The sequence below is a fragment of the Lysinibacillus sp. FW12 genome (assembly GCF_050817245.1).
GTDB classification, from domain to species: domain Bacteria; phylum Bacillota; class Bacilli; order Bacillales_A; family Planococcaceae; genus Lysinibacillus; species Lysinibacillus irui.
Map to the genome: position 1 here is coordinate 2,980,826 of NZ_CP139094.1, position 22,201 is coordinate 3,003,026.

The following is a 22,201-nucleotide window of genomic DNA, read 5'->3' on the forward strand; positions in this document are numbered from 1 at the left end:
TCCCCCTTTTCCTAAGTGCTTCTATTTTGAATGCTCGTATAGCTTTCAACATCTGCCAATTTTTCTGCAGCTTTAATACCAGCGAGAATGGCTTCCTCCATGACCTTTATTGCTAAATGCCCTAAATAATCAAGCGCATAGCATTGATCTCCTGTACCGAGCACAAAAATTGTATCGCCATCGAGCATCGTGTGGACAGGATAAATCGTTCGTGCTAAAGCATTTTGTGTAAGCTGGGCAATCTTTTTAGCCTCCGCTTTCGTAAGCTTCGCATTCACTGCCACAACGCCAATGGTTGTATTCGTGCCAGCTAATGCCTCCGATTGAGCATGCTGCTCTAAATAGGTACAGCAGTCTAGCCACTGTCCTGATTGAGCATCTCTTGCTCCTGCTAAAATTTCCCTTGTAGCAGGATCCTTGATATCACCTACTGCATTGACAGCTACGATAGCACCCGCTACTAGACCATCTTTACCAGCATAGGAAGCACTACCAAGTCCACCCTTCATCGCAAAGTCAGGTCCTGCTAGTTTTCCAACCGTTGCGCCATAGCCAGCGCCGACATTGCCGTTTGGAAATGATCCAACTTGTGCTGCTTTTGCTGCTTCATAGCCCATAAGTGCAGTTGGTCGAGCTTGAGGATCTCCAATAAATAAATCAAACAATACAGCACTTGGAACAATAGGAATTTTCGCCACACCTGCATCTACTCCAATCCCTTGCTCCTCTAGAAACTGCATAACTCCTGTCGCCGCATCTAAACCAAAAGCACTCCCCCCAGATAAACAAATACCATGTACACTGTCAATCTCATTGATTGGGTCTAATGCATCCGTTTCACGAGTACCTGGTGCAGAGCCTCGGACATCCACCCCACATACTGCTCCGTGCTCCACTAAAAGTGCCGTGCAGCCAGTAATTCCTTCCTTGTTTTCCCTATGTCCCACCTTAATTCCAGGAACATCAGTTATATTGCCAAACATCACCAACACCTCAACCTTAAATAGTTTTAATATTCAGATTATTTATCATATAAAAAGCAGGCAACTCGCTGATTGGCATTTTCATGCTGAAGCATCGGTCTTTCCTGATGACACTTTTCCATAACAAACGGACAACGTGTATGAAAGACACAGCCAACAGGCGGATTCATTGGACTTGGTAATTCACCTTGTAAAAGTATTTCCTGTTTTGGCTCATCAAAATTAACAACAGGAATGGCAGAGAGCAATGCTTGAGTGTATGGATGCAATGGATTGGCATAAAGCTCTTTTTTTGTGCCTATTTCCACCACTCTACCTAAATACAACACCGCCACCCGGTCACTAATATGCTTCACAACGCTTAAATCATGGGAGATAAATAAATAGGTTAAATGAAATTCATCCTGTAAATCCATCATTAAGTTTAGTACTTGTGACTGAACCGATACATCGAGTGCCGACACAGGCTCATCCGCAATAATAAACTCTGGATGGATGGCTAGTGCCCTTGCAATACCAATACGTTGGCGCTGACCACCAGAAAATTCATGCGGAAACTTATGCATGGCATCCTCTGGTAGACCTACCTTTTGCAATAGCTCCTTAACACGCTCTTTTCGTTGTTCCTTTGTCAACGTTAATTGCAGCTTCATCGGTTCTTCAATAATAGAGCCAATCCGCTTGCGAGGATTAAGGGAAGCGAAGGGATCCTGAAAAATCATTTGCATTTGATTGCGATAGCTTTGCAGCTTGTTGCCCTTTAAATGCTGGATCGGTTGTCCCTTATACAAAACTTCTCCACCAGTTGGTTCAACAAGCTTTAAAATCGTTCGCCCAAATGTTGATTTTCCAGAGCCTGATTCGCCCACAATCCCAAGTGTTTCTCCTCTATAAATCTCAATCGAAATATCATCCACTGCTTTAATGACCTTTTTTTCCTCCTTCATGGACTTGCGCTTCACAGGAAAGTAGGCTTTTAAATGGTTAATTTCCAGCAAAACTTCTTTCTCCGTCATGAGCCAGCTCTCCTTTCTCTGTGAATAAATGACAGCGTACTTTATGTGCCTCCTGAATATGATGGATGGCTGGTTGCTCCTGATGACAATGTGCCATTACATGCGGACAACGAGGGGCAAAACGACAACCATTCGGTAATGCATATGCAGGTGGCACGCTACCTGGAATCGAAGGTAGCCTTTTCACATCTGTTTCAAGACTAGGCATCGTTTTTAAGAGAGCTGTTGTATAAGGATGCTGCGGATTTAAAAATAGCTCTCTCACAGGGGCTTCCTCGACAATTTGCCCTGCATACATCACCATAACACGGTCAGCCGTTTCAGCCACAACACTCATATCATGGGTAATAAATAAAATTGCTGATTGATGCTCTTCCTTCATTTTCATCATCAGCTTTAAAATTTGTGCCTGCACTGTAACATCCAGTGCAGTGGTTGGCTCATCCGCAATCAAGAGCTGCGGATGATTGGACATGGCGATGGCAATCATCACACGTTGCCGCATCCCCCCTGATAATTGGTGGGGGTATTCTGCAATCACCTTTTCTGCATTCGCAATCCCAACTTCCTTTAATAAATGTAACGCTTGATTCCACGCTTCTTTTTTGGATACCTTTTGATGCCTGCGAATGCCTTCTATCATTTGATTTCCAATGGTAAAGACAGGATCTAAAGAGGTCATTGGCTCTTGGAAAATCATACTAATTTCATTGCCACGAATACGGCTCATTTCTTTATTTTTATAATCTAGTAGATTCCTCCCGTTTAAGGCGATGGAACCTGCTGTAATTTCACCTGGCGGTATAGGAAGTAAACGCATAATCGCTAACGATGTAATACTTTTGCCACTTCCTGATTCGCCTACAAGTGCAACCGTTTCGCCTTTATGAATAGTAAAGTTTACATCTTCAACAACTTTAGCCTCTTTACCATTTTTCAAATGGAATTTAATCGATAATTGCTTGACCTCTAAAAGGACTTCTTTTTCTTTTGGCTGTTCCATATGCGTCCCTCCATCTCAGCGTTGATTAGGTGGTGCATAGCGTATAGCGATATTTTTCATTTGCGTATAGTTTCGCAGTGCAACAAAGCCCTTTTCTCGACCAATCCCACTTTTTTTATAGCCTCCAAATGGCATTTGAATCCCACCGGCTGCCCCGTAATTATTGATAAATACTTGTCCAGCCTGCACGCGGCTTGCCACAAAATGAGCAGTATCAATATTTTGTGACCAAACGCCAGCCACTAGGCCATAGTCGGTGCTATTGGCTAAGGCAATGGCTTCCTCCACACTTGAAAATGTCAAAACCGTCAACACGGGACCAAAAATTTCTTCCTGTGCTAATGGATCCTTTGAATCGACACCATCCAGTATAGTTGGCTGTATATAGTACCCTTTGTCATAGCCTTCTATTAGTAATGGCTCCCCACCCGTGATGACATAGCCATCTGCCTTTGCTTGCTGTAGTAATCCAGTAATTTTCGTAAATTGCCGTTCATTTAATAGTGGGCCCATATCCAAATCTGCCTCACCAGGTCCTACTTGTAGCGCTTGGAATTTTTCCACTAATTGCGAAACGAATGAATCTTTGACCGTTTCTTCAATGATTAAACGGGCCCCTGCAGAACAAGTTTGACCTGCATTTTGAATAATGGCACGCATAACACCTTCCAGTGCTTGCTCTATATTCGCATCGGCAAAAACAATATTAGGCGATTTCCCTCCAAGCTCTAATGTCACAGGAATAATATTTTCCGCAGCAGCCTTCATCACTGCGATACCAGTAGGAACTGAGCCCGTAAACGTAATATGGTTAATATCAGGATGTGATGTTAAATACGGACCAACATCTCGTCCCAGACCGGTAATATGCTGAAAAATCCCCTTAGGCAATTTATCGGCCAACCATTCAGCGATCGCATGCGTTGTAAGCGGTGTATCCTCGGCACTCTTCACTATAACGGCATTGCCTGTAGCAATAGCCGCTGCAACACTTCTCGCTGTAATTTGAATCGGATAATTCCATGGCACAATATGTACCGTAATGCCGACTGGCTCTAGCACTACCGCATTTAATAGTCCATCCTCAATCGGAATGGTATCCCCCATCACTTTATCTGCAGCCCCGCCGTAAAATTCAAAATAGCGAGCGGCGGCTTCAATATCTGCTCTTGCCTGTGATAAAGGTTTTCCTACATCGCGACATTCTAGTAAACTCCATTCCTCTGCATGCATGCGAATATAATGGGCAAGTTCAATCAATAACTGCCCTCGTTCATACGCCTTCCATTGACGCCAATCGTCACTTTCAAATGCTACACGGGCTGCACGTACTGCTTCATCAACCTGCGCTTTACTAGCATTGCTAATTTGCGCAATCACTTCTCCAGTTGATGGATTTCGAACATCCACTAATGCCGCACCATGAACCCACTCCCCATTGATTAACATAGGAATTTTTTTCATTGTACCCCTCCTATAATCCACGACCACCATCTACATGTAGTGTCGTCCCTGTAACCATGCTTGCTGCATCTGATAGTAAATAACTAACAGCTCCTGCAATATCAGAAGGCTTCACTAATCGACCTAGTGGGACAGATTGTACAAATACACTTTGCTTTGTTTGCTCTATATCTGCTCCCTGTGCAGCAAATTGACCAAGCATTTGTGTGTCAGCTGGTCCTGGATGAATCGTATTAACACGAATTTGACTTGATGCTAGTTCAATAGCAAGCCCTCTCGTAAAGCTTTCCGCTGCGCCCTTTGACGCAATATAAGCCTGGAGGCCCGGTCTCGGACGTACTGCAGAAATAGAGGCAATCGTAATAATGGAACCCTTTTGCTGCTGTTTCATAAAAGGGACAATAGCTTTTGTCGTGATAAATAAGCTTTTCACGTTGACATCCATTAAACGATCCCACTCATCCATCGTTACCTGTTCAATTGGTGTGGCTGATTGTGCAACCCCAAGCGCATTGACAAGGCCATCAATCCTACCATAGTTATCAAAAACCTGCTGGCAGATGGCATGGACACGCTCCTCATGCAAAACATTGACTTCAAAGCATTGCAAAGAATCATGTGCAATTTCTTTTAGAGGCTCTACTGATAAATCGAGCGCTACCACAATATTGCCTTGCTTTAGCTGTTCTTCAATAATGGCTTTTCCCATACCGCCACCTGCGCCTGTTACAACAATGACCTGTTGCTCAACTGTCATCCTAAACACCTCCAGCTGTTATCGTCCTATTTATGATTTCCTGACAAATAGCGTCGCCCATTTGTTCAGTTGTCGCTTGTCCACCAATATCTGCTGTTTTCACAAGACCCTGTTGTAGTACCGTTGTAATAGCATTGACTATAAGCTGCTCTAAATCCGTTCTCCCTTGATGCCCAAGAAGTAAGGCAAGCGACCAAATTTGAGCGATTGGATTAGCAATGCCCTTTCCAGCAATATCAGGTGCCGAACCATGTACAGGCTCAAACATGGAAGGAAAATCCTTCTCGGGATTCAGATTGGCCGACGGAGATAAACCAAGACCTCCAACAATCGCAGAGCCTAAATCAGATAAAATATCACCGAATAAATTGGATGCTACAACCACCTCAAAGTCCTGTGGTCGTTCGACAAAATAAGCAACTAATGCATCGATGTAAATGGATTCGAGCTGTAGTGCTGGAGCGCTTTCTGCCACCGTTTTTCTTGTATGCTCATCCCAAAATTTCATGGAATGAATAATCGCATTCGATTTTGTGGCACTTGTTAGTTTGGTTTTCCCGTGTTGCTTCGCATAATCACAGGCAGCTTGGACAATTTTTTCGATGCCAATGCGCGTCATAATCGTATTTTGAATGGTCATTTCCTGTGGCTGCTGTTGATACAATCGCCCACCACTATCTGAATACTCGCCCTCTGCATTTTCACGGAAGATGACAAAATCTATGTCATTGCCACGAGCCAAAGGGGACGTAATCCCAGGCAGTGATTTAATAGGACGGAAATTCACATATTGCTGGAACTGTTTCCGAATCGGCATAATCAATTCCCACACCGTTACATCATCAGGCACACGGGCATCGCCAATTGCACCAAATAAAATCGCATCATACGCTTGAAGTGTTTCAAGTGCATGATCAGGCATCATACAGCCATGCTGCACGTAGTAATCAGAGCTCCAAGGAAAGATCGTTGTTTCAATTTGTAAGGAGCTATCTTGTTCTTGCAAGCAATTTAACACTTTTAACGCTTCCTGCATTACTTCTTTCCCTATGCCATCTCCAGGTATTACCGCTATTTTGATCACTGTCATTGTGCATCACCAGCCAAAAATTTTAATGCTGCTAAACGATAAATAGCAGTTGTTTCTGCCAATTCTTCAATATCTACATATTCATTGATTTGATGTGGAATTTCACGATCTCCTGCGCCAACTGTCACAATCGGAATTCCATGCACATGAAGAAACGTACCATCTGTTGCTCCAGGAACACCATTGTATTTTGGCTCCTTCTCTGTCACCTCTGCCACTGCCTCATAAATAGCCTGTACAACAGGATCTTCCTTTGCTGTTGCTGTTGCTGGTCGATTATCAAGGACCGTTAGCTCGACTTTAAAATCAGGATCATCCGTTTGTAAACGTTTAATGATCGCTTCAATTTTACCAAGCAGTTCATTATGGTCTTGCGCTGGAACCGTACGAATATCAAGTGTCGTCATACAATGATCCGGAATAACATTGATCTGTGCATCCCCCTTTACAGGCGCACGTAAAATCGTTGGCGTAATCGACGGCCAATTCAACATTGGATCACGTCCTAACCTCGCTTGCTCCTCTTTTTCCAGTTTTTCAAGCTCTACGATCAAACGTGCCATCCGCCAGTTTGGATTTATGCCGCTCCACGAAATCGCTCCATGCGCCATTTTACCGAAAATATCTACCTGTAAACGAATAGCCCCACGCTGTGCAATACAGACATTATTTTCCTGTGGCTCACAGATAATCGCTCCATCCACACCATCAGCCCAGCCATTTTTAATAAAATGTTTAATGCCCAGCATCAACCCTTCTTCATCACAAGGAATACATAAAATAATCTTGCCCGTAAACTCCTCCTGATCCAGTAACAATGACTGACAAGCTGTAATCATACAAGCAAGATTTCCCTTTGTATCATTCGTCCCTCTACCATACATGCGCCCATCCACAATCTCTGCCCCGAATGGATCATAGGTCCATGCTTCTCGATTACCTTCCGTAACTACATCTGTATGCCCCTCAAAAAGCAATGTTTTCCCCGGCTTCCCCGAATCAATAATCCCAATAACATTTGGTCGCCCAGGCACAACCTCCTCGATATGCGTTTCAATACCAATATCTCGTAAATATGCCGCAACAAAATTCGCAACCTCTTGTTCATTACCGTTCGGATCATTCTCACGGTAAACGCTTTCAATTCGTACGAGCTTCTGTGTTAAAGCTATAACTGCCTCACGATCGCGCACATACGATGTCGTTGTCTTTAAACTAGTTACTGTCATGCAAAGGACCTCCTATTTTAGGGAATATTCTGAATTTATGTTATTTTAACATTGTCCCTTCTCTATGAAACTAGACAATATGTTAACGAATCATAGAATGACCTTAACTTTTTGTTTAGCAAAAAAACGCTAAAAAACTACATTTTCCGCTGTTTTAAACGCATTTTATAGTTTTCTCGCAAATTATCAGCTACCCTGAACATGAATTGATATTAGGGGATTGATATTACCAATAAGTGGATTATCCCACCGATTGGAGGTTGACTTTGAGCGGGTTTCTTCCTTTGAGCGGTTTCCTCAACTTTATGAGTGGGGTGGCACCTTCTTTGAGCGGTTTTCTCACATTTTCGAGCGGGTTCTCCCCTCCTTTGAGCGGTTTCCTCACACTTATGAGCGGGTTCTCCCCTCCTTTGAGCGGGTTCATCCTTCCTTTGAGCGGTTTTCTCAACTTTAGGAGCGGGTTTTCTCTTTCTTTGAGCGTTTGTCACCACTTGCGAGCGGGTTCTCCTCCTTTGAGCGGTTTCCTCACACTTATGAGCGGGTTCATCCTTCCTTTGAGCGGTTTTCTCACACTTATGAGCGGAGTCATCCTTCCTTTGAGCGGTTTCCTCAACTTTAGGAGCGGATTCACACATCCTTTGAGCGGTTTTCTCAACTTTAGGAGCGGATTCACACATCCTTTGAGCGGTTTTCTCAACTTTAGGAGCGGGTTGCGGGTTCTCCCTTCCTTTGAGCGGTTTCCTCAACTTTAGGAGCGGGTTCATCCTTCCTTCGAGCGGTTTCCTCAACTTTAGGAGCGGGTTCTCCCCTCCTTTGAGCGGTTTCCTCACACTTATGAGCGGGTTCTCCCCTCCTTTGAGCGGTTTTCTCAATTTATGAGCGGGTTCATCCTTCCTTTGAGCGGCTTCCTCAACTTTAGGAGCGGGTTTTCTCTTTCTTTGAGCGTTTGTCACCACTTGCGAGCGGGTTCTCCTCCTTTGAGCGGTTTCCTCACACTTATGAGCGGGTTCATCCTTCCTTTGAGCGGTTTCCTCACACTTATGAGCGGAGTCATCCTTCCTTTGAGCGGTTTTCTCAACTTTAGGAGCGGATTCACACCTCCTTTGAGCGGTTTCCTCAATTTATGAGCGGGTTCATCCTTCCTTTGAGCGGTTTCCTCACACTTATGAGCGGAGTCATCTTTCCTTTGAGCGGTTTCCTCAACTTTAGGAGCGGATTCACACCTCCTTTGAGCGGTTTCCTCAATTTATGAGCGGGTTCATCCTTCCTTCGAGCGGTTTCCTCAACTTTAGGAGCGAGTTCTCCCCTCCTTTGAGCGGTTTTCTCAATTTATGAGCGGGTTCATCCTTCCTTTGAGCGGTTTCCTCAATTTATGAGCGGGTTCATCCTTCCTTTGAGCGGTTTCCTCACACTTATGAGCGGAGTCATCTTTCCTTTGAGCGGTTTCCTCAACTTTAGGAGCGGATTCACACCTCCTTTGAGCGGTTTCCTCAATTTATGAGCGGGTTCATCCTTCCTTTGAGCGGTTTCCTCAACTTTAGGAGCGGGTTCTCCCTTCCTTTGAGCGGTTTTCTCACACTTATGAGCGGAGTCATCCTTCCTTTGAGCGGTTTCCTCAACTTTAGGAGCGGGTTCTCCCTTCCTTTGAGCAGTTTTCTCACACTTATGAGCGGAGTCATCCTTCCTTTGAGCGGTTTCCTCAACTTTAGGAGCGGGTTCACACATCCTTTGAGCGGTTTCTTCAATTTTACGAGCGGTTTCCTCACATTTTCGAGCGTTTTCACTCCTCCTTCGAGCGGTTCCTCACACAGATGAGCGGAGTCATACCATTTACGAGCGAAGTCTCCCATATTAAGCCGTTTATCAACACTTATGAGCAACAACTATCATCCCCAGAGCGAAGCCCACCCCATACAATGAAAAAAACCAGCATCAGCTGGTTTTTCCTTTTTATTGTTGACGGGATTCGGTCATTTGCTTCCAGACCGAGCCTTTTGCTTCCTCGCCTTGTTCGATACGGGCGATGGCCATTTTGACTTGTAATTTTACTTCGAATTCTTTATCGTTTTCGGCAGCTTGTAATGCTGGTAAAGATTGCTCCGTGCCGACCTCATATAAATACATTGCTGCACGCCAGCGAACCAGTTTGTTTTTATCTTGTAAGGCTTGTTGCATGGCTCCTTCAAATTCAACAAAGCCAAGGTCACTCATGCAGTCACCTGCAGTTCGGCGCACGGCTGCACTTTTATCTTGAAGGGCTCTTTCTAAATAAGGAACAACAGCCACATCCTCAATCATGCCTAAGTACACAGTAGCAAGTCGGCGAATGGACATTTGTTCATCTCGTAAGGCTAAATCAAGTAATGGTAGATCATCTAGCTCTGGATCGGCCATTTGGTCAAGCAATTGGAAGCGTTTCTCCCATTCTGGTTGATTGAACTGCTCCACTGTTATTTTTAGCTTGTCTGTTTTTACAATAGCTTTTTCGTCATCATTATTGATGGCAGCTACAATTTCTGCTAAGCGTTCTGGAGAATACGTGACATCGATCTCCTGTTTGACTGCTTCAGCAATTTCCTCAAGCTCGCCGTACCGCACCCCATAATCAATCCACTTGCGTTGGAAGATATAGTTCTCGTCTACTGCTGATTCAATGATTTGATTAAAGGCCTCTACAAAACGGTCACCACAGCTTACACGATGTTCACGTTGATTATCAAACACTTTTACTTGCAGTGGTACCTGCTTGTAAAACTGTACATGCACGTAAACCTCACCGTAAAACTCATTGGCCACAACCGTTTCATCCTGTGTTTGTACATCTTCTCCTAGCACTTGACGAATGCTTGCTAGAATGCCTTCCCATGCATACTTAGCATTGCGCTCCACCGCAAAGAAATCCGCTACATGGTAAACGCCCTTTACTCCTTCAATAGCTAAAATGGCTGCAGCTTCGCCAGTTGCCTCATCCTTATTATCTTTTGTAAAATTATAGCTTTTCCCGAACGGTAGCTCTGTATCAACAACAATCTTCATAGAATTGGGACTTGGTGTCGGTTCAATTGTAATAATCTTCATGTCTATCGCTCCTTATCCGTTAACAATTTCATCTAAATAAGACCATCTTTCAATCAGGTGCTCGTAGTGTGCATTTAGCTCATCAAGCTTAGCCGTTAATTCCTGTAGTTTCGTGAAGTCTGAACCAGCTTGAGCAATTCCTTCTTCCGTCTCCATGATGGCTGTTTCTGTTTTTTCAATATCATCTGCAATCGTTTCCCATTCTTTTTGCTCTTTAAACGATAGCTTCTTCTTATCTGATTTGGGCTTTTCAGTCTTTGCAACTTTTGGTGTCTCTACTTTAGCAGTCGCTGCTTGCTCGCGCTTCTCCAAGTACTCACTGTAAAGATCAAGTGATTCCTCTACTTGCCCCTGTCCATCCAAAATCCAAAGCTTTTTAGCAATTCGGTCTAAGAAGAAACGATCATGGGAAATCGTAATTACAACACCAGGGAAATGCTCAATGAAATCCTCTAGCACACCTAATGTTTCAATATCTAAATCATTCGTTGGTTCGTCCAATAATAAGACGTTTGGCTGCTCCATTAATAAACGTAATAAATGGAGACGCTTGCGCTCACCGCCTGATAATTTCCCAATCGGTGTACCATGCGCATGCAATGGGAATAAAAAGCGTTCAAGCATTTGAGCCGCCGAGTAGCGTACGCCTTCTGCATCTGTAATATCATTAGAAGCCTCACGTATATATTCAATCATACGCTCATTTTCATTCATTTTCGGCAATGTTTGCTTGAAATGCGCTAGCTTTACTGTTGAGCCAACAAGAATTTCACCTTGATCGGGTGTCAGCTCCCCTGCTAGCATGTTCAATAAAGTTGATTTTCCTACACCATTTGCACCGATAATACCTATGCGATCACCCTGCTGTAGTAAAAATGAGAAGTTTTCTAGAATTTTTTGCTGTCCAAAAGCTTTCGAAATATTTTCGGCCTCCAGAACTTTACGACCAAGACGTGTTGTAGCCAGTCCCATTTCTAAAGAAACGTCCTCTGATTTTCGCTCTAAGTTTTCCTCTAGCTTTTCAAAGCGTTGAATACGAGCCTTCTGCTTAGTTGAGCGCGCCTTCGCACCGCGACGAATCCATTTTAACTCTGAACGATAACGGTTGCGGTCCTTTTGAGCAGAGGCTGCTTTCATTTCCTCACGAATGGCACGCGCCTCTATATAATCGCCATAATTCCCTGTATGTCGATATAGCGTTTGATCTGCTAGCTCGTAAATATGTGTCGATAATTCATCTAAGAAGTAACGATCATGGGTGATGAAAATTACGGCACCCTTTAGTCGTAGCACCATTTCCTGAAGCCACTCTGTTGATTGCACATCTAAATGGTTGGTAGGCTCGTCTAGTAGGTAAAGATCTGCTGGTTCAATTAACACTTTGGCTAAAGCGACGCGTTTCTGCTGACCTCCTGAAAGTGTTAGAACCTCTTTCTCAAATGTTTCAATACCTAGCTTTGTTAATGATGTCTTTGCTAACGCATTGACATCCCATGCCTGCTCTTCATCCATACGCTGTTGTAAGCTAAACAACGTTTTTTGTAAACTATCAGATGTTGGATTAACTGCTAAAGCAGCAACGGTTTCCTCATACTGACGATTCAGCTGTAAAATAGGTGAATCGCCAGCAAAGACAGCCTGTAAAACTGTTTCACCAGCTTCAAATGTCGGCTCCTGTGGTAAATAGGCGATACGGTACTTATTCGGACGGTCCACAGTCATCGAGTCTGCTTCAACGTCTCCAGCTAAAATAGATAGCAGCGTCGACTTCCCTGTTCCATTAATACCGATTAAACCTGCTCGCTCTCCTTCATAAATGGTAAATTCAATATCTTGAAAAAGCGTTTTATCGCCCACTGTTTTTGTTAAATTTTGTACGATTAAATGACTCATTCCACTATTCCATCTCTTTCATGTTAGGTATTGTTCATGCCCACACGATTTGTATGTAGACGATTATTGATATCCATTATTCATCATAACACCAATTGACATGTAAACAAAGAACAACAAACTATCACAGCTTGTTGTTCAATAATACATTCGCAAATGCTATCAGAGCTAGATAATCTGTTATTCTATATGCCGCGCTTCCGATTTTATGGGGCCCCGTGGATTAAAATAAAAAATGGGAATCTGAAAAAGAAAAGTGGAAAATAACCGTTTTATTTTTGATTCTTCCTCATAGTGATAAATGGTTCAATTGTAGAGAAACGAACCATAAGGGCGAATGCACGAATATATTTCTCTTAATTTATTTTAAGGACCATAGCTTAACACAAACAAATAGCTATGTAGAAGAAGAGTTCAACAATATTTTTACATTATTCAGAAAAATACTACTACTAAAAGCTACTATTGAATATAGTTTTATAGAAGAGAGTTCAGATGATTCGATACGATTTACAGAGCAAGTAATCGCCCAATATGCACAGCCGATTTCATCAAAAAATTTCGAATAAAATAGTAACGATATAAAGGGTGATTTTTTATGGAGTTAGCAGACGTCATTAATTTCATATTATATATAGCCAACCTTATGTTCATTTTAGATAAAAATATCGTTCATTATCGAATACTAACAGGTAATATTATATTTACTTTGCTCAATCTTCTATCATTGGCTTGTGGAAATTCTTAATGCAATTTGCTAAAGACATTGTTGAGAGAATCCATATGAAAAGGAATATTCTACTTGCGATAGGCGTCCTTTATTTTATTATACTGAACGTACTTCTCACAATCTTGGTGCTACGAAAGAAATACCCAATGAAGCACAAAAACCGCCATTCCAATGAAAGGCGGTTCTTTTTGTGTTGTCCTATTGACCGATTTCGTGCTGTAATTGCTGTAAAAAGCTCTCCATAAATTGATGACGTTCCAGTGCCATTTTTTTGCCCTTCTCTGTCACCATTAAATCTTTTAGCAGTAATAATTTCTCATAAAAATGAGTAACAGATGAGGTATTTTTTTGACGGTATTCTGATTCTGACATGTTTGCCCGTGCTTCCTCGTCTTTATCATAAAGCTTTCGACCTTTAGCTCCACCATAAGCAAATGTTCGGGCAATGCCAATGGCACCAATCGCATCTAAACGATCTGCATCACGTACGATTTTCGCTTCCAATGATGTTGCTTCTAGCTCATTTCCTCCATTAAACGATACTTGAGCAATACAGTCTCGGATATGTTGCTTTTTATCTTCACTCAGTGGTAGTTCTGCAATCAGTTGTTCTTCCTGTTCCTTGCTATCAGTATATTTTTTGTCGCTGACATCATGTAAAAGCACCGCTATTTTAACCACCTCAGCATCTGCTGTTGGCTCACTTTGTAGGATAGCTAGCGCATTTTGATAGACGCGTTCAATATGCTGAAAATCATGACTAGCATCAAATTGTGCATATACGTCTCGAACCTTATCCAATAAATTATTCATCGTTAATCTCATTCCTTTCCTACAAAATTATACTGTATTTATTCCTGCAAAAGGTAATCTAGAAATTAAAAATTGATAACGTTTCAATTGACTAACTTTTCTGAATATTGTATGATAAACATACAGAACAATCCATTTGTTCTGTACCTCATATTTTTCAGTAATGTACAACAGCTATGTGTAGGACAGATTTAGCATTAACTTCAGCGGGCTTACAATTGAATAACCTGTTTAGAAGATGACGTACGTATTGAAAACCAATCATCTAAACAAATAAAAGTGAACACTTTCCCTTAGAAATTCTTTGTTTAACCCGCATAGCCCTATGTACATGCCGAAAATGTGAACAACAAGTTAGTTTGTTGCATGACCTAAAGGCTTTCACTTGAAGTTGCATTTGTGTCATTGTTTTTCATTACTGGTTGTTACCTTCTTCTACTATGTATGAACGTAGCTCCTCCCTTTAATGAAAATCATACACTATTGTTGTCTCCAGCTTGTGAATACCACGTTCGATGAGTCGTGCAATCAGAAGAAAAATCATGTAAGCCAATGTATTAAGTGTGATAAAGGAAGTAGGTACGATTGTGATAAAATGTATTACCCTCCCGCTGAAGGACAAATAAAAGCTGCCCATCTTACATTCAAGTAGATGATGGCAGCTTTTACTGTTTTATTTACTTATAACACGTTTTTAATAACTTCATCAATTTCCTGCAAAAGTGCTTCATTTTGCATCGTCGAACTTAATGTCAAAAGTGATTGGTCTACATGGATCACGGCTACATGCATCCCTTCCTGAATGCTTGCACTTGGTACAGGAATCATTTTCTCTATATCAAATGTCATGATTAAATCTGGGAATTTCGATTGTAATTGTCCTTCTTTCGATAATGTCATATATTCATTCCAGAAAGTAAGATGATATTCGCCAACGGATAATTTTCCAACATCAAAGCCATTTTCCTTCGTTAAAGAATAATTCGTAACTTTCCCCGATACAATGTGTGTACCATTCAAATGCTGTACAACATTGCCTAATTTCTCTTCAAATGTTTGTCCCTTTAAGAATCGATAGCCAAGCTCAATAGCCATCGTGATTGCATTAGGGGCACCATGCTTCTGTAAATAGTCAATCGTCACAGGATTTCGAGTAACCCCCACTAGCCCACCTGCTAAAATGGATGCTTGTCGAGCTGTTTTGGCTGTGTTTTGTAAATTCCCTTCGACAAACCCTTGCACGGCAAAATCATCTTTTCCCCCTGCATAAAATTGCACGGATTGATAATCTTGTTGCTCATGGAGATTTAAAGAGCCCATGATCCCCGTTGGATGTGCTCGTCCATTACAAGGAGCGTCAACGACTGGTACATTTAATAGTACTGACTGTAGCCAGCCATTGATCGTCGTACTGGCACCATTTTCATTCGTAATGATGCCTTTTAGACGCTGCTCGTAATGCTTATTCATCTGACGATAGCTCCAACAAAGCTGCTCACCAGAAATATATTGATCAACTGCTGATGGTGCACCTACCAAGGCAACGCATGCCACTAAGTCTTCTTGATTCAATTCTGTGATATCGACTAATTGAGGTTCTCCCGCAGCAAAGATTTCCTCCACTAGCTTGAGTCCTTCCTCTAGAAGACCACCTCCGCCGCCGCCAAGGATTGCCCCTCCATAAACGGCTGCAATCCCATCCTCATACGATAATACTTTTACCATTCATTCATACCCCTTTCTATTTTCCTATTTTCAGAATAGAAGAGAAGAAGCTATATAACGCATCTCCAGCAATAACACCTGCTGCAAAGACCGTCATTTCAGATTCTCTCTTACCTTTCGTTACATATGTGAAAATAACACGAAGTAAGATACCGACTAAAACAGCCCAACCAGCGATCGGATTAACAAGTAATAAACCTGTTGCAAATAAAATACCCATTTGACGTTTTGAACCACCGATTAGCTGAATCAATGCACCTGGAATAGCCCAAATCATTAATTGTTTTGCTACATCTCCTGTTACACCTGATTGGATTGTGGCTGCATACACATGGTTTACAGGTGCTACTAAATCTTGTGCAAAATAAGATTTATAAGATAGTAAAACGACAACAGCCGAAATCGCAAAGGCTAACATTCCTGCTATTAATTGTTGCTTACGGCCTTCTTTTTCTAACGCAGCATCACTACCATTACCACGTAAAATAAATCCTGTTTTTAAGTCATAGCCCATATCTGCAAACGCTACCCCTGTAGCTGCACTATAACCTGCTAATAAGGCAAGTGCTGGTGCTGGGAAACCGATTAAAATACCAACAATCAGCGTAATAAATGCGACAGCAAATGCTGGGAACCAACCTGCGTGCATCGCCGCAATACCAACAATCAGCTCATGAACAAATGCAGCAATTGTTGCAAAGACGATGAATCCTATTAACATACCGAAAGACATATGCGTGATAATACCACCTAAAATGGCAATTAATAAGGCAATGGCTAAATAAGCAATAAACCCTACACCAAAGGCTTGGCGAATTTCTTTGGCATCTTTTGAATAGCTCAACTCTTCTGACTTTTTAGCCGACTTTTTATTTAATAAGGCAAAAGCGACCTGGAAAAGTGCCACAATACCGGCACCAATCATCACGCCATGCGGAATATAATATGCATTTAAATCGACATTAAACAATTGAACAGAATATCCTCTTAGAAGAAGCCCAATCCCAAACATCGTTAGTGCCCAAATATTTCCTATGAACGCTACCCCAAAAGCTGACATTGGAATTTTAAGAACAGACCCCACAATACCTATTAACACACCACCGATTAATACCTTGGCATTTTTACCGCCTTTATCGCCCGCTTTAATGGCTTCAGCAGTCGCAATCCCTGGTGGCCAAGTACCTGCAGCTGGGAAAATCTTTGTATCAAAAAATTTATACAATAATAAAGCATCAACAAACATCGCTAAAATAACACCGATAAACAATGGTAATACTAAGTTTTCATAGCCTAATACATATGGAATACCAATTGGCAACATTAAACTACTTGCAGCACTGAACGTTGCTGCTGAAATGGCCGTTTGGATAATATTTTGTCTATGCACAGATTTAAATTCAATGAGCTTGCCGATTGGAATTCTTCCTAGAATCATCGCAAATATTGCCCCGACGATTGATGTATTAGCAGAAATCCCTAAAGTCGTAATCAACTGTATCCCGATAATTGCCCCTACGACAGATGTTAAGACGATCATTAGTAGAGTTACAGGCTCTAAAGCCCTTGGATGTAATACTTTATTATTCATAGTGTCAGCTCCCCTATTGCTGTTATAGTTTTGAAATATGTGATTGTATTTGATGAGCTACTTTCACTAACTGTTCAAGCATATATTTCTCCCTTTGATCATCTAAATCATATACTAGTCCAGAAATGGTAAGAGATGCGATAATTTCCCTCTTATAGTTAAATAACGGTACGCTAATGCCAAAAGCATGTTCATTATACTCCCCAACTGTAACACACCAGTTGTTTTGTCTAATTTGCTGTAGCTCTTCCTTCAATGACTTAAGCAGTTTAAGATGCTCTTCTTTCGATTGTTTATTATGAAAAAAAGCGATTAATTCAAGCTGCCTGTCCTCTTCTAAATAGGCAAACATCACTTTGCAGGAAGCACCGATGTAAAGGGGTGTCTTCGTTCCTAAAGACACCGCATACTTTACATTTTTATTACTCTCGGCAATTTTCGTGGTAACACCGTATTCATTATCCATATAAGTAAGAAATACTGATTCATTAATTTCATTCGCAAGATTTTGCATCAATTCATAAATGGTCGAGTGTGGGTCTTTAGAATTGGAGAGCACATCATAAAAAAGGAACATCTTGTAACCTAATTTATATTTTCTTGTGTTGTCATCCTGTATTAAATAACCCGCTTCTGTAAATGTATTAATGGTTCTTTGCACGACACTTGTCGGCAAGTTCATCATGCGTGAAATTTCACGAACACCTAATGCGTTTTCTGTCGTGGCAAAACACTCTAGTATATCCAATGAGTTTTTTAATGTCTTGACAGTCATTTATTTCTCCCTTTAAGCGTTTTGATAACCGTATTTCTTCTGCGCTACTTCTATAGAAATATATTCATTTAATAAATCACGTTCAATGGCCTCGGCACTTCTTTCAAGTGGATTACCATAACCACCACCTGTTGCTGTCACAAGCTCAATGCGGTCACCCTTTTGCAATTCATAATTGGCCAGCACTCCAACGGGTCCAACCTTCGTTCCATCGTTTTTATGAATGATCAGATAGTTGTGAGAGCCCTCTCCTCCGCCATTTAAACCGAAAGGCGCAAATTGATGTCTTCCTAAGTTAACAGAAACCTTTTGACCATCATGATTCACTGTATAAACGCGACGTACACCTAAGCCGCCTCTAAATTGACCAGCACCTGCCCCGTCACAATTTAAGCTATATTCATCAATGTGAATACCATATTTTGTTTCGGCAATTTCAACCGGGAGATTATATGTTTCACCATCTCCCATACAGTATTGTCCGCTTTGACCATCTTCATCATTGGACGCTCCCCAACCACCAACGGATGGTTCAACGATTAAGAATGACTCATCGTTTTCAGGGTTTTTACCTGTTAAGATAAACGTACAAACGGACTGCAAATGCCCTGCAGATAATCGTTCTGGTAAATGAGGTGCAAGAGCCTTCCAAATTAAATCCGCTGCCCCTATACGTGCCTCGAAGTTCATGGACACAGGATGAGGACGTTTAGCTGAGACAATGGAGTTTTCATCTGTAATAATCGTTAAGCGTTTAAAGACACCTTCGTTGATTACATCAATATCACCAAGTAATGCTAAGAACATAACCCGCACACTAGCCATTAAACCAAATTGTGAGCAGTTCATTGGCACATTGACTGCAGGATGGGAGCCTCTAAAGTCACAAATAAACGCTTCATCACTAATTGTTACTTTCACTTTAATTGGATATGGGCCACCTTTTAATGGGTCACCTTCAATAAAGTCTTCCGCATAAAACTCACCTTTTGGTAAATGTTGTAGCTCCAGCTCAACAATTTTCTCTCCCTTGTCCAATAGTTTTTGAATGGACAATTTCACAGACTCAGCACCAAACTTCTGGCAAAGCTCTGCAATTCGTTTTTCTCCTGTTTTTAGAGCTGCTACTTGTGCAAACATATCTCCGATCGAAAGCTCTGGTAAACGGACATTCGTCGAAATGATTTCATAGACTGCTTCGTTCAGCTCACCTTGATGATAAAGTTTAACACCTGGAAGCTGTAAACCTTCTTGATAGATTTCATTAGAATTACTTGTGAATGAACCAGGGTCCATGCCCCCTACTTCTGTCCAGTGCGCTTTATTGGCTGAATACGCGATAATTTCACCATTATAGAAAATTGGTAGGACTAACCCTACATCCGATAAATGAGATCCACCACCAACATATGGGTCATTAATAATAATGACATCCCCTTCGTGTAACTGTTTCCCATTATCAAATTTTTCAATAACACGCTGCACCATTGGACTTAGCATCCCAATAAAGCTCGTTACACCATTTCCTTGGCTAATTAAATTACCCTTGGCATCTGTTAAACCACAAGCATAGTCTAATACTTCATAAATCACGGGACTCATAGAAGAGCGTGCTAGCGCAATAAACATCTCATCTCCTATTGCTAGCAATGAATCTTGAATAATTTCTACTGCAAAAACGTCTTTTTTCATGTTTTATTTTCCCTCCATCTCTACAATCAGATTGCCGTATTGATCAATTTCAATGGATTGCTTGTCATTAATCACGACTGTAGATGTTGGATTTTCCACAATGGCAGGACCAGCAATAACATAGCCAGGTACTAATTTTTGTTGATCATAAACATTGACCTCTACCCAACCTGTTCCTTTCACGTATAAATTGCGCTTTGTTTTAATACAAGTCGAAGCGTCAATATGAGAGAAGTCTAATTCTTTAAACTGAACCGCCTCATCTTTTCCGTAAATTGTAAGATGTAAGTTCACTAGCTCAATTGGTGTAGCTGGTAAATCAAATGAAAATTCTTGCTTATGTTTAATGTGGAAAGCCTCTGCTAATTTTTCAAGCCCTTCTTCATTAATTGTAATAGTCGATGCGTTTAATTTAACCGTATGCTCTTGACCTTTGTAGCGTAAATCATAATTAATCTCGAAATAATAATGATCCTTAGCTAAAGGTGCATCTGCATACGCATTGGCAATCGCTTGATCAATGTTTTCTTGAATAGCCGCAAGATGGTTTTTGTCAAAGTTCATTAAACTTGTTTGAATATAATCTTGTCGGTACTCGGTCATCATCATTCCTAAGGCAGAAAAGACAGAAGAACCATATGGGATAATGACTTTTTTCATGCCCAGCTCTTCAGCTAAGTTAATCGCATGAAGTGGTCCACCACCACCAAAGGCTACCATTGTAAAATCTTCAGGGTCATAGCCTTTACGAATCGAAATCAACTTTAGTGCATTAAGCATATTAGAATTTGCAATATCTAAAATGCCTTGCGCTGCTTCCTCCGCTGATACATTAAATGGTTTCGCAATTGCTTCAACAAGAGCTTCCTCCACTTTGTCAATGGAAACAGGATTATCAAAGTTTTCTAATGACAATCTTCCTAAGTACACATTCGCATCTGTAATGGTCGGCTGTGTATTTCCTAAGCCGTATGCCACTGGTCCTGGATTGGCACCTGCAGAATCTGGACCAACTTTTAATGAACCGAATTGGTCTACACGGGCAATTGAGCCGCCCCCGTTGCCGATTTCTACAATATCCACAACTGGCGTTTTAATTGGATAGCCAGCAAATTTTTCATTTCTTTCAATATAGTAATCTGTTGTGACATTCACTTTGCCATTTGTAATAAGGGAGCATTTAGCTGTCGTCCCACCAACATCAAAAGCGATGATATTCGATTCATTTAAAAGTTGGCCTAATTTCGCTGCCCCAAACATACCTGCTACAGGACCTGATTCAACTAGGTTAATTGGTAGCTCCATCGCTTTATCAAAGCTTGTTGTACCACCATTCGATTGCATAATTTTTAAATGATCTGTAATACCAATCGTGCTTAATTTCTCCTTTAAGCTTTTTAAATACGCATGTGCAATTGGCTTAACATAAGAATTTAATACAGTTGTATTTGTTCTTTCATACTCACGGTATTCTTTAATCGTTTCACTTGAAAGAGTGATATACACATCTGGCCAAATTTTTAAGATTTCTTCTTTTAGCTGTTGCTCATGAATCGGATTTTTATAGCCATGAATCAATGAAATGGCTATCGCCTCTACACCCAATTCCTTAAATTTACGAACGATTTCACCGACTTCCTCGGTATTAAGCGCTTTCATAACATTTCCTTTAAAATCAATTCGCTCATCTATTTCTTGTCGTAAGTAACGCTCTACAAATGGTTCTGGCTTTTTATATTTAAAGTTATATAAGTCTGGTCGATTACCACGGGCAATTTCTATTACGTCACGGAAGCCTTTTGTTGTAATTAACCCGACTACGCCCCCTTTTCTTTCCGTCAGTGTATTAATAATAACAGTTGAACCATGAATAAAAGATTCAATTAGAGAATCCTCCGTAACATGACGTCCTAATACATTTAATATGCCATCCTCAAAGTGACCAGGTGTTGTATGTCCCTTATCAAAATGAAGATTACCTTTTTCATCTGTGAAAACTAGGTCGGTAAAAGTACCGCCAATATCTGTTGCGATTTTCAAGACTTCATCCCTCCGTGTTCCTATAATCGGAACAGTGTTCCGAATTAGAATTAAGTAAATTATATTTAAAAGAAAAAGAAAATTCAATGTATTTTTTAAATAAAAATTCATTTGACAATTATCTTCTATTGTAAAAATCCGCTCTTTCTTTCCAATAACAGAGAACTATTGATAAAAACTACCAAACACATTTATATAAGGAAACTTCTCTTGTTTTTTTATGCAAAAAAAAAGATCCTAGTTTTTTACTAGAATCTTTTTTCAATTAAAGAAATTATTATATTTCGGAATCTGTAGTTTAATTGATCAACTTTTCCAACCA

Annotated in this window: 17 protein-coding genes; all 17 read right to left on the reverse strand. The window is 41.0% G+C overall.

Translation table 11 applies throughout. The features are described from left to right. Positions 1 to 11: 11 nt before the first annotated feature. The 17 genes from SJW71_RS15600 to SJW71_RS15680 all read right to left on the reverse strand — a co-directional run bounded on the left by SJW71_RS15600 (position 12) and on the right by SJW71_RS15680 (position 21,879). Positions 12 to 983 (reverse strand): P1 family peptidase, encoded by a 972-nt coding sequence (locus SJW71_RS15600; RefSeq protein ID WP_431811166.1) that lies wholly within the window; start codon positions 981 to 983, stop codon positions 12 to 14. A 38-nt stretch (positions 984 to 1,021) separates the two neighbouring features. Continuing rightward, the gene (locus tag SJW71_RS15605; RefSeq protein WP_312507095.1) at positions 1,022 to 1,999 is read right to left on the reverse strand and encodes an ABC transporter ATP-binding protein; all 978 of its coding nucleotides are present in this window, start codon (positions 1,997 to 1,999) and stop codon (positions 1,022 to 1,024) included. Continuing rightward, the gene (locus SJW71_RS15610) at positions 1,968 to 3,002 is read right to left on the reverse strand and encodes an ABC transporter ATP-binding protein (protein WP_274796580.1); all 1,035 of its coding nucleotides are present in this window, start codon (positions 3,000 to 3,002) and stop codon (positions 1,968 to 1,970) included. Before SJW71_RS15610 ends, SJW71_RS15605 begins: the two co-directional genes overlap by 32 nt. A 15-nt stretch (positions 3,003 to 3,017) precedes the next feature. Beyond that, positions 3,018 to 4,466 carry an aldehyde dehydrogenase family protein gene (locus SJW71_RS15615; RefSeq protein ID WP_274796579.1) on the reverse strand — a complete coding sequence of 483 codons (1,449 nt, stop codon included), beginning with the start codon at positions 4,464 to 4,466 and terminating at the stop codon, positions 3,018 to 3,020. A 10-nt stretch (positions 4,467 to 4,476) separates the two neighbouring features. Then, positions 4,477 to 5,223: an SDR family NAD(P)-dependent oxidoreductase gene (locus SJW71_RS15620; RefSeq protein ID WP_431811167.1), complete on the reverse strand. Its 747-nt coding sequence runs from the start codon at positions 5,221 to 5,223 to the stop codon at positions 4,477 to 4,479. A 1-nt stretch (position 5,224) separates the two neighbouring features. After that, the gene (locus tag SJW71_RS15625) at positions 5,225 to 6,313 is read right to left on the reverse strand and encodes a tartrate dehydrogenase (protein ID WP_313471237.1); all 1,089 of its coding nucleotides are present in this window, start codon (positions 6,311 to 6,313) and stop codon (positions 5,225 to 5,227) included. Continuing rightward, complete coding sequence (locus SJW71_RS15630; RefSeq protein WP_431811168.1) at positions 6,310 to 7,542, reverse strand: M20 family metallopeptidase; 1,233 nt, start codon at positions 7,540 to 7,542, stop codon at positions 6,310 to 6,312. The genes SJW71_RS15625 and SJW71_RS15630 overlap by 4 nt, the downstream gene beginning before the upstream one ends. A 212-nt stretch (positions 7,543 to 7,754) precedes the next feature. Then, on the reverse strand, positions 7,755 to 8,498 hold the full coding sequence (locus SJW71_RS15635) for a hypothetical protein (RefSeq protein WP_431811169.1): 744 nt from the start codon (positions 8,496 to 8,498) through the stop codon (positions 7,755 to 7,757). Positions 8,499 to 9,032: 534 nt separating this feature from the next. After that, positions 9,033 to 9,326 (reverse strand): hypothetical protein, encoded by a 294-nt coding sequence (locus SJW71_RS15640; RefSeq protein WP_431811170.1) that lies wholly within the window; start codon positions 9,324 to 9,326, stop codon positions 9,033 to 9,035. A gap of 166 nt (positions 9,327 to 9,492) precedes the next feature. After that, positions 9,493 to 10,620 carry a conserved virulence factor C family protein gene (locus SJW71_RS15645; protein ID WP_312507102.1) on the reverse strand — a complete coding sequence of 376 codons (1,128 nt, stop codon included), beginning with the start codon at positions 10,618 to 10,620 and terminating at the stop codon, positions 9,493 to 9,495. A gap of 12 nt (positions 10,621 to 10,632) precedes the next feature. Beyond that, complete coding sequence (locus SJW71_RS15650; protein ID WP_431811171.1) at positions 10,633 to 12,513, reverse strand: ABC-F family ATP-binding cassette domain-containing protein; 1,881 nt, start codon at positions 12,511 to 12,513, stop codon at positions 10,633 to 10,635. A 928-nt stretch (positions 12,514 to 13,441) separates the two neighbouring features. Next, the gene (locus SJW71_RS15655) at positions 13,442 to 14,056 is read right to left on the reverse strand and encodes an HD domain-containing protein (RefSeq protein ID WP_312507126.1); all 615 of its coding nucleotides are present in this window, start codon (positions 14,054 to 14,056) and stop codon (positions 13,442 to 13,444) included. A 681-nt stretch (positions 14,057 to 14,737) separates the two neighbouring features. Continuing rightward, the gene (locus SJW71_RS15660) at positions 14,738 to 15,781 is read right to left on the reverse strand and encodes a DUF917 family protein (RefSeq protein WP_431811172.1); all 1,044 of its coding nucleotides are present in this window, start codon (positions 15,779 to 15,781) and stop codon (positions 14,738 to 14,740) included. 16 nt (positions 15,782 to 15,797) lie between these two features. After that, the gene (locus SJW71_RS15665; protein WP_274796571.1) at positions 15,798 to 17,372 is read right to left on the reverse strand and encodes an OPT/YSL family transporter; all 1,575 of its coding nucleotides are present in this window, start codon (positions 17,370 to 17,372) and stop codon (positions 15,798 to 15,800) included. 22 nt (positions 17,373 to 17,394) lie between these two features. Then, the gene (locus SJW71_RS15670) at positions 17,395 to 18,147 is read right to left on the reverse strand and encodes an IclR family transcriptional regulator (RefSeq protein WP_274796570.1); all 753 of its coding nucleotides are present in this window, start codon (positions 18,145 to 18,147) and stop codon (positions 17,395 to 17,397) included. A 12-nt stretch (positions 18,148 to 18,159) separates the two neighbouring features. Then, positions 18,160 to 19,839, reverse strand: coding sequence for a hydantoinase B/oxoprolinase family protein (locus SJW71_RS15675; RefSeq protein WP_274796569.1), 1,680 nt, complete (start codon positions 19,837 to 19,839; stop codon positions 18,160 to 18,162). A gap of 3 nt (positions 19,840 to 19,842) precedes the next feature. Further along, a complete protein-coding gene (locus SJW71_RS15680; RefSeq protein ID WP_274796568.1) occupies positions 19,843 to 21,879 on the reverse strand; it encodes a hydantoinase/oxoprolinase family protein in 2,037 nt (678 codons plus the stop codon). Positions 21,880 to 22,201: the final 322 nt, after the last annotated feature.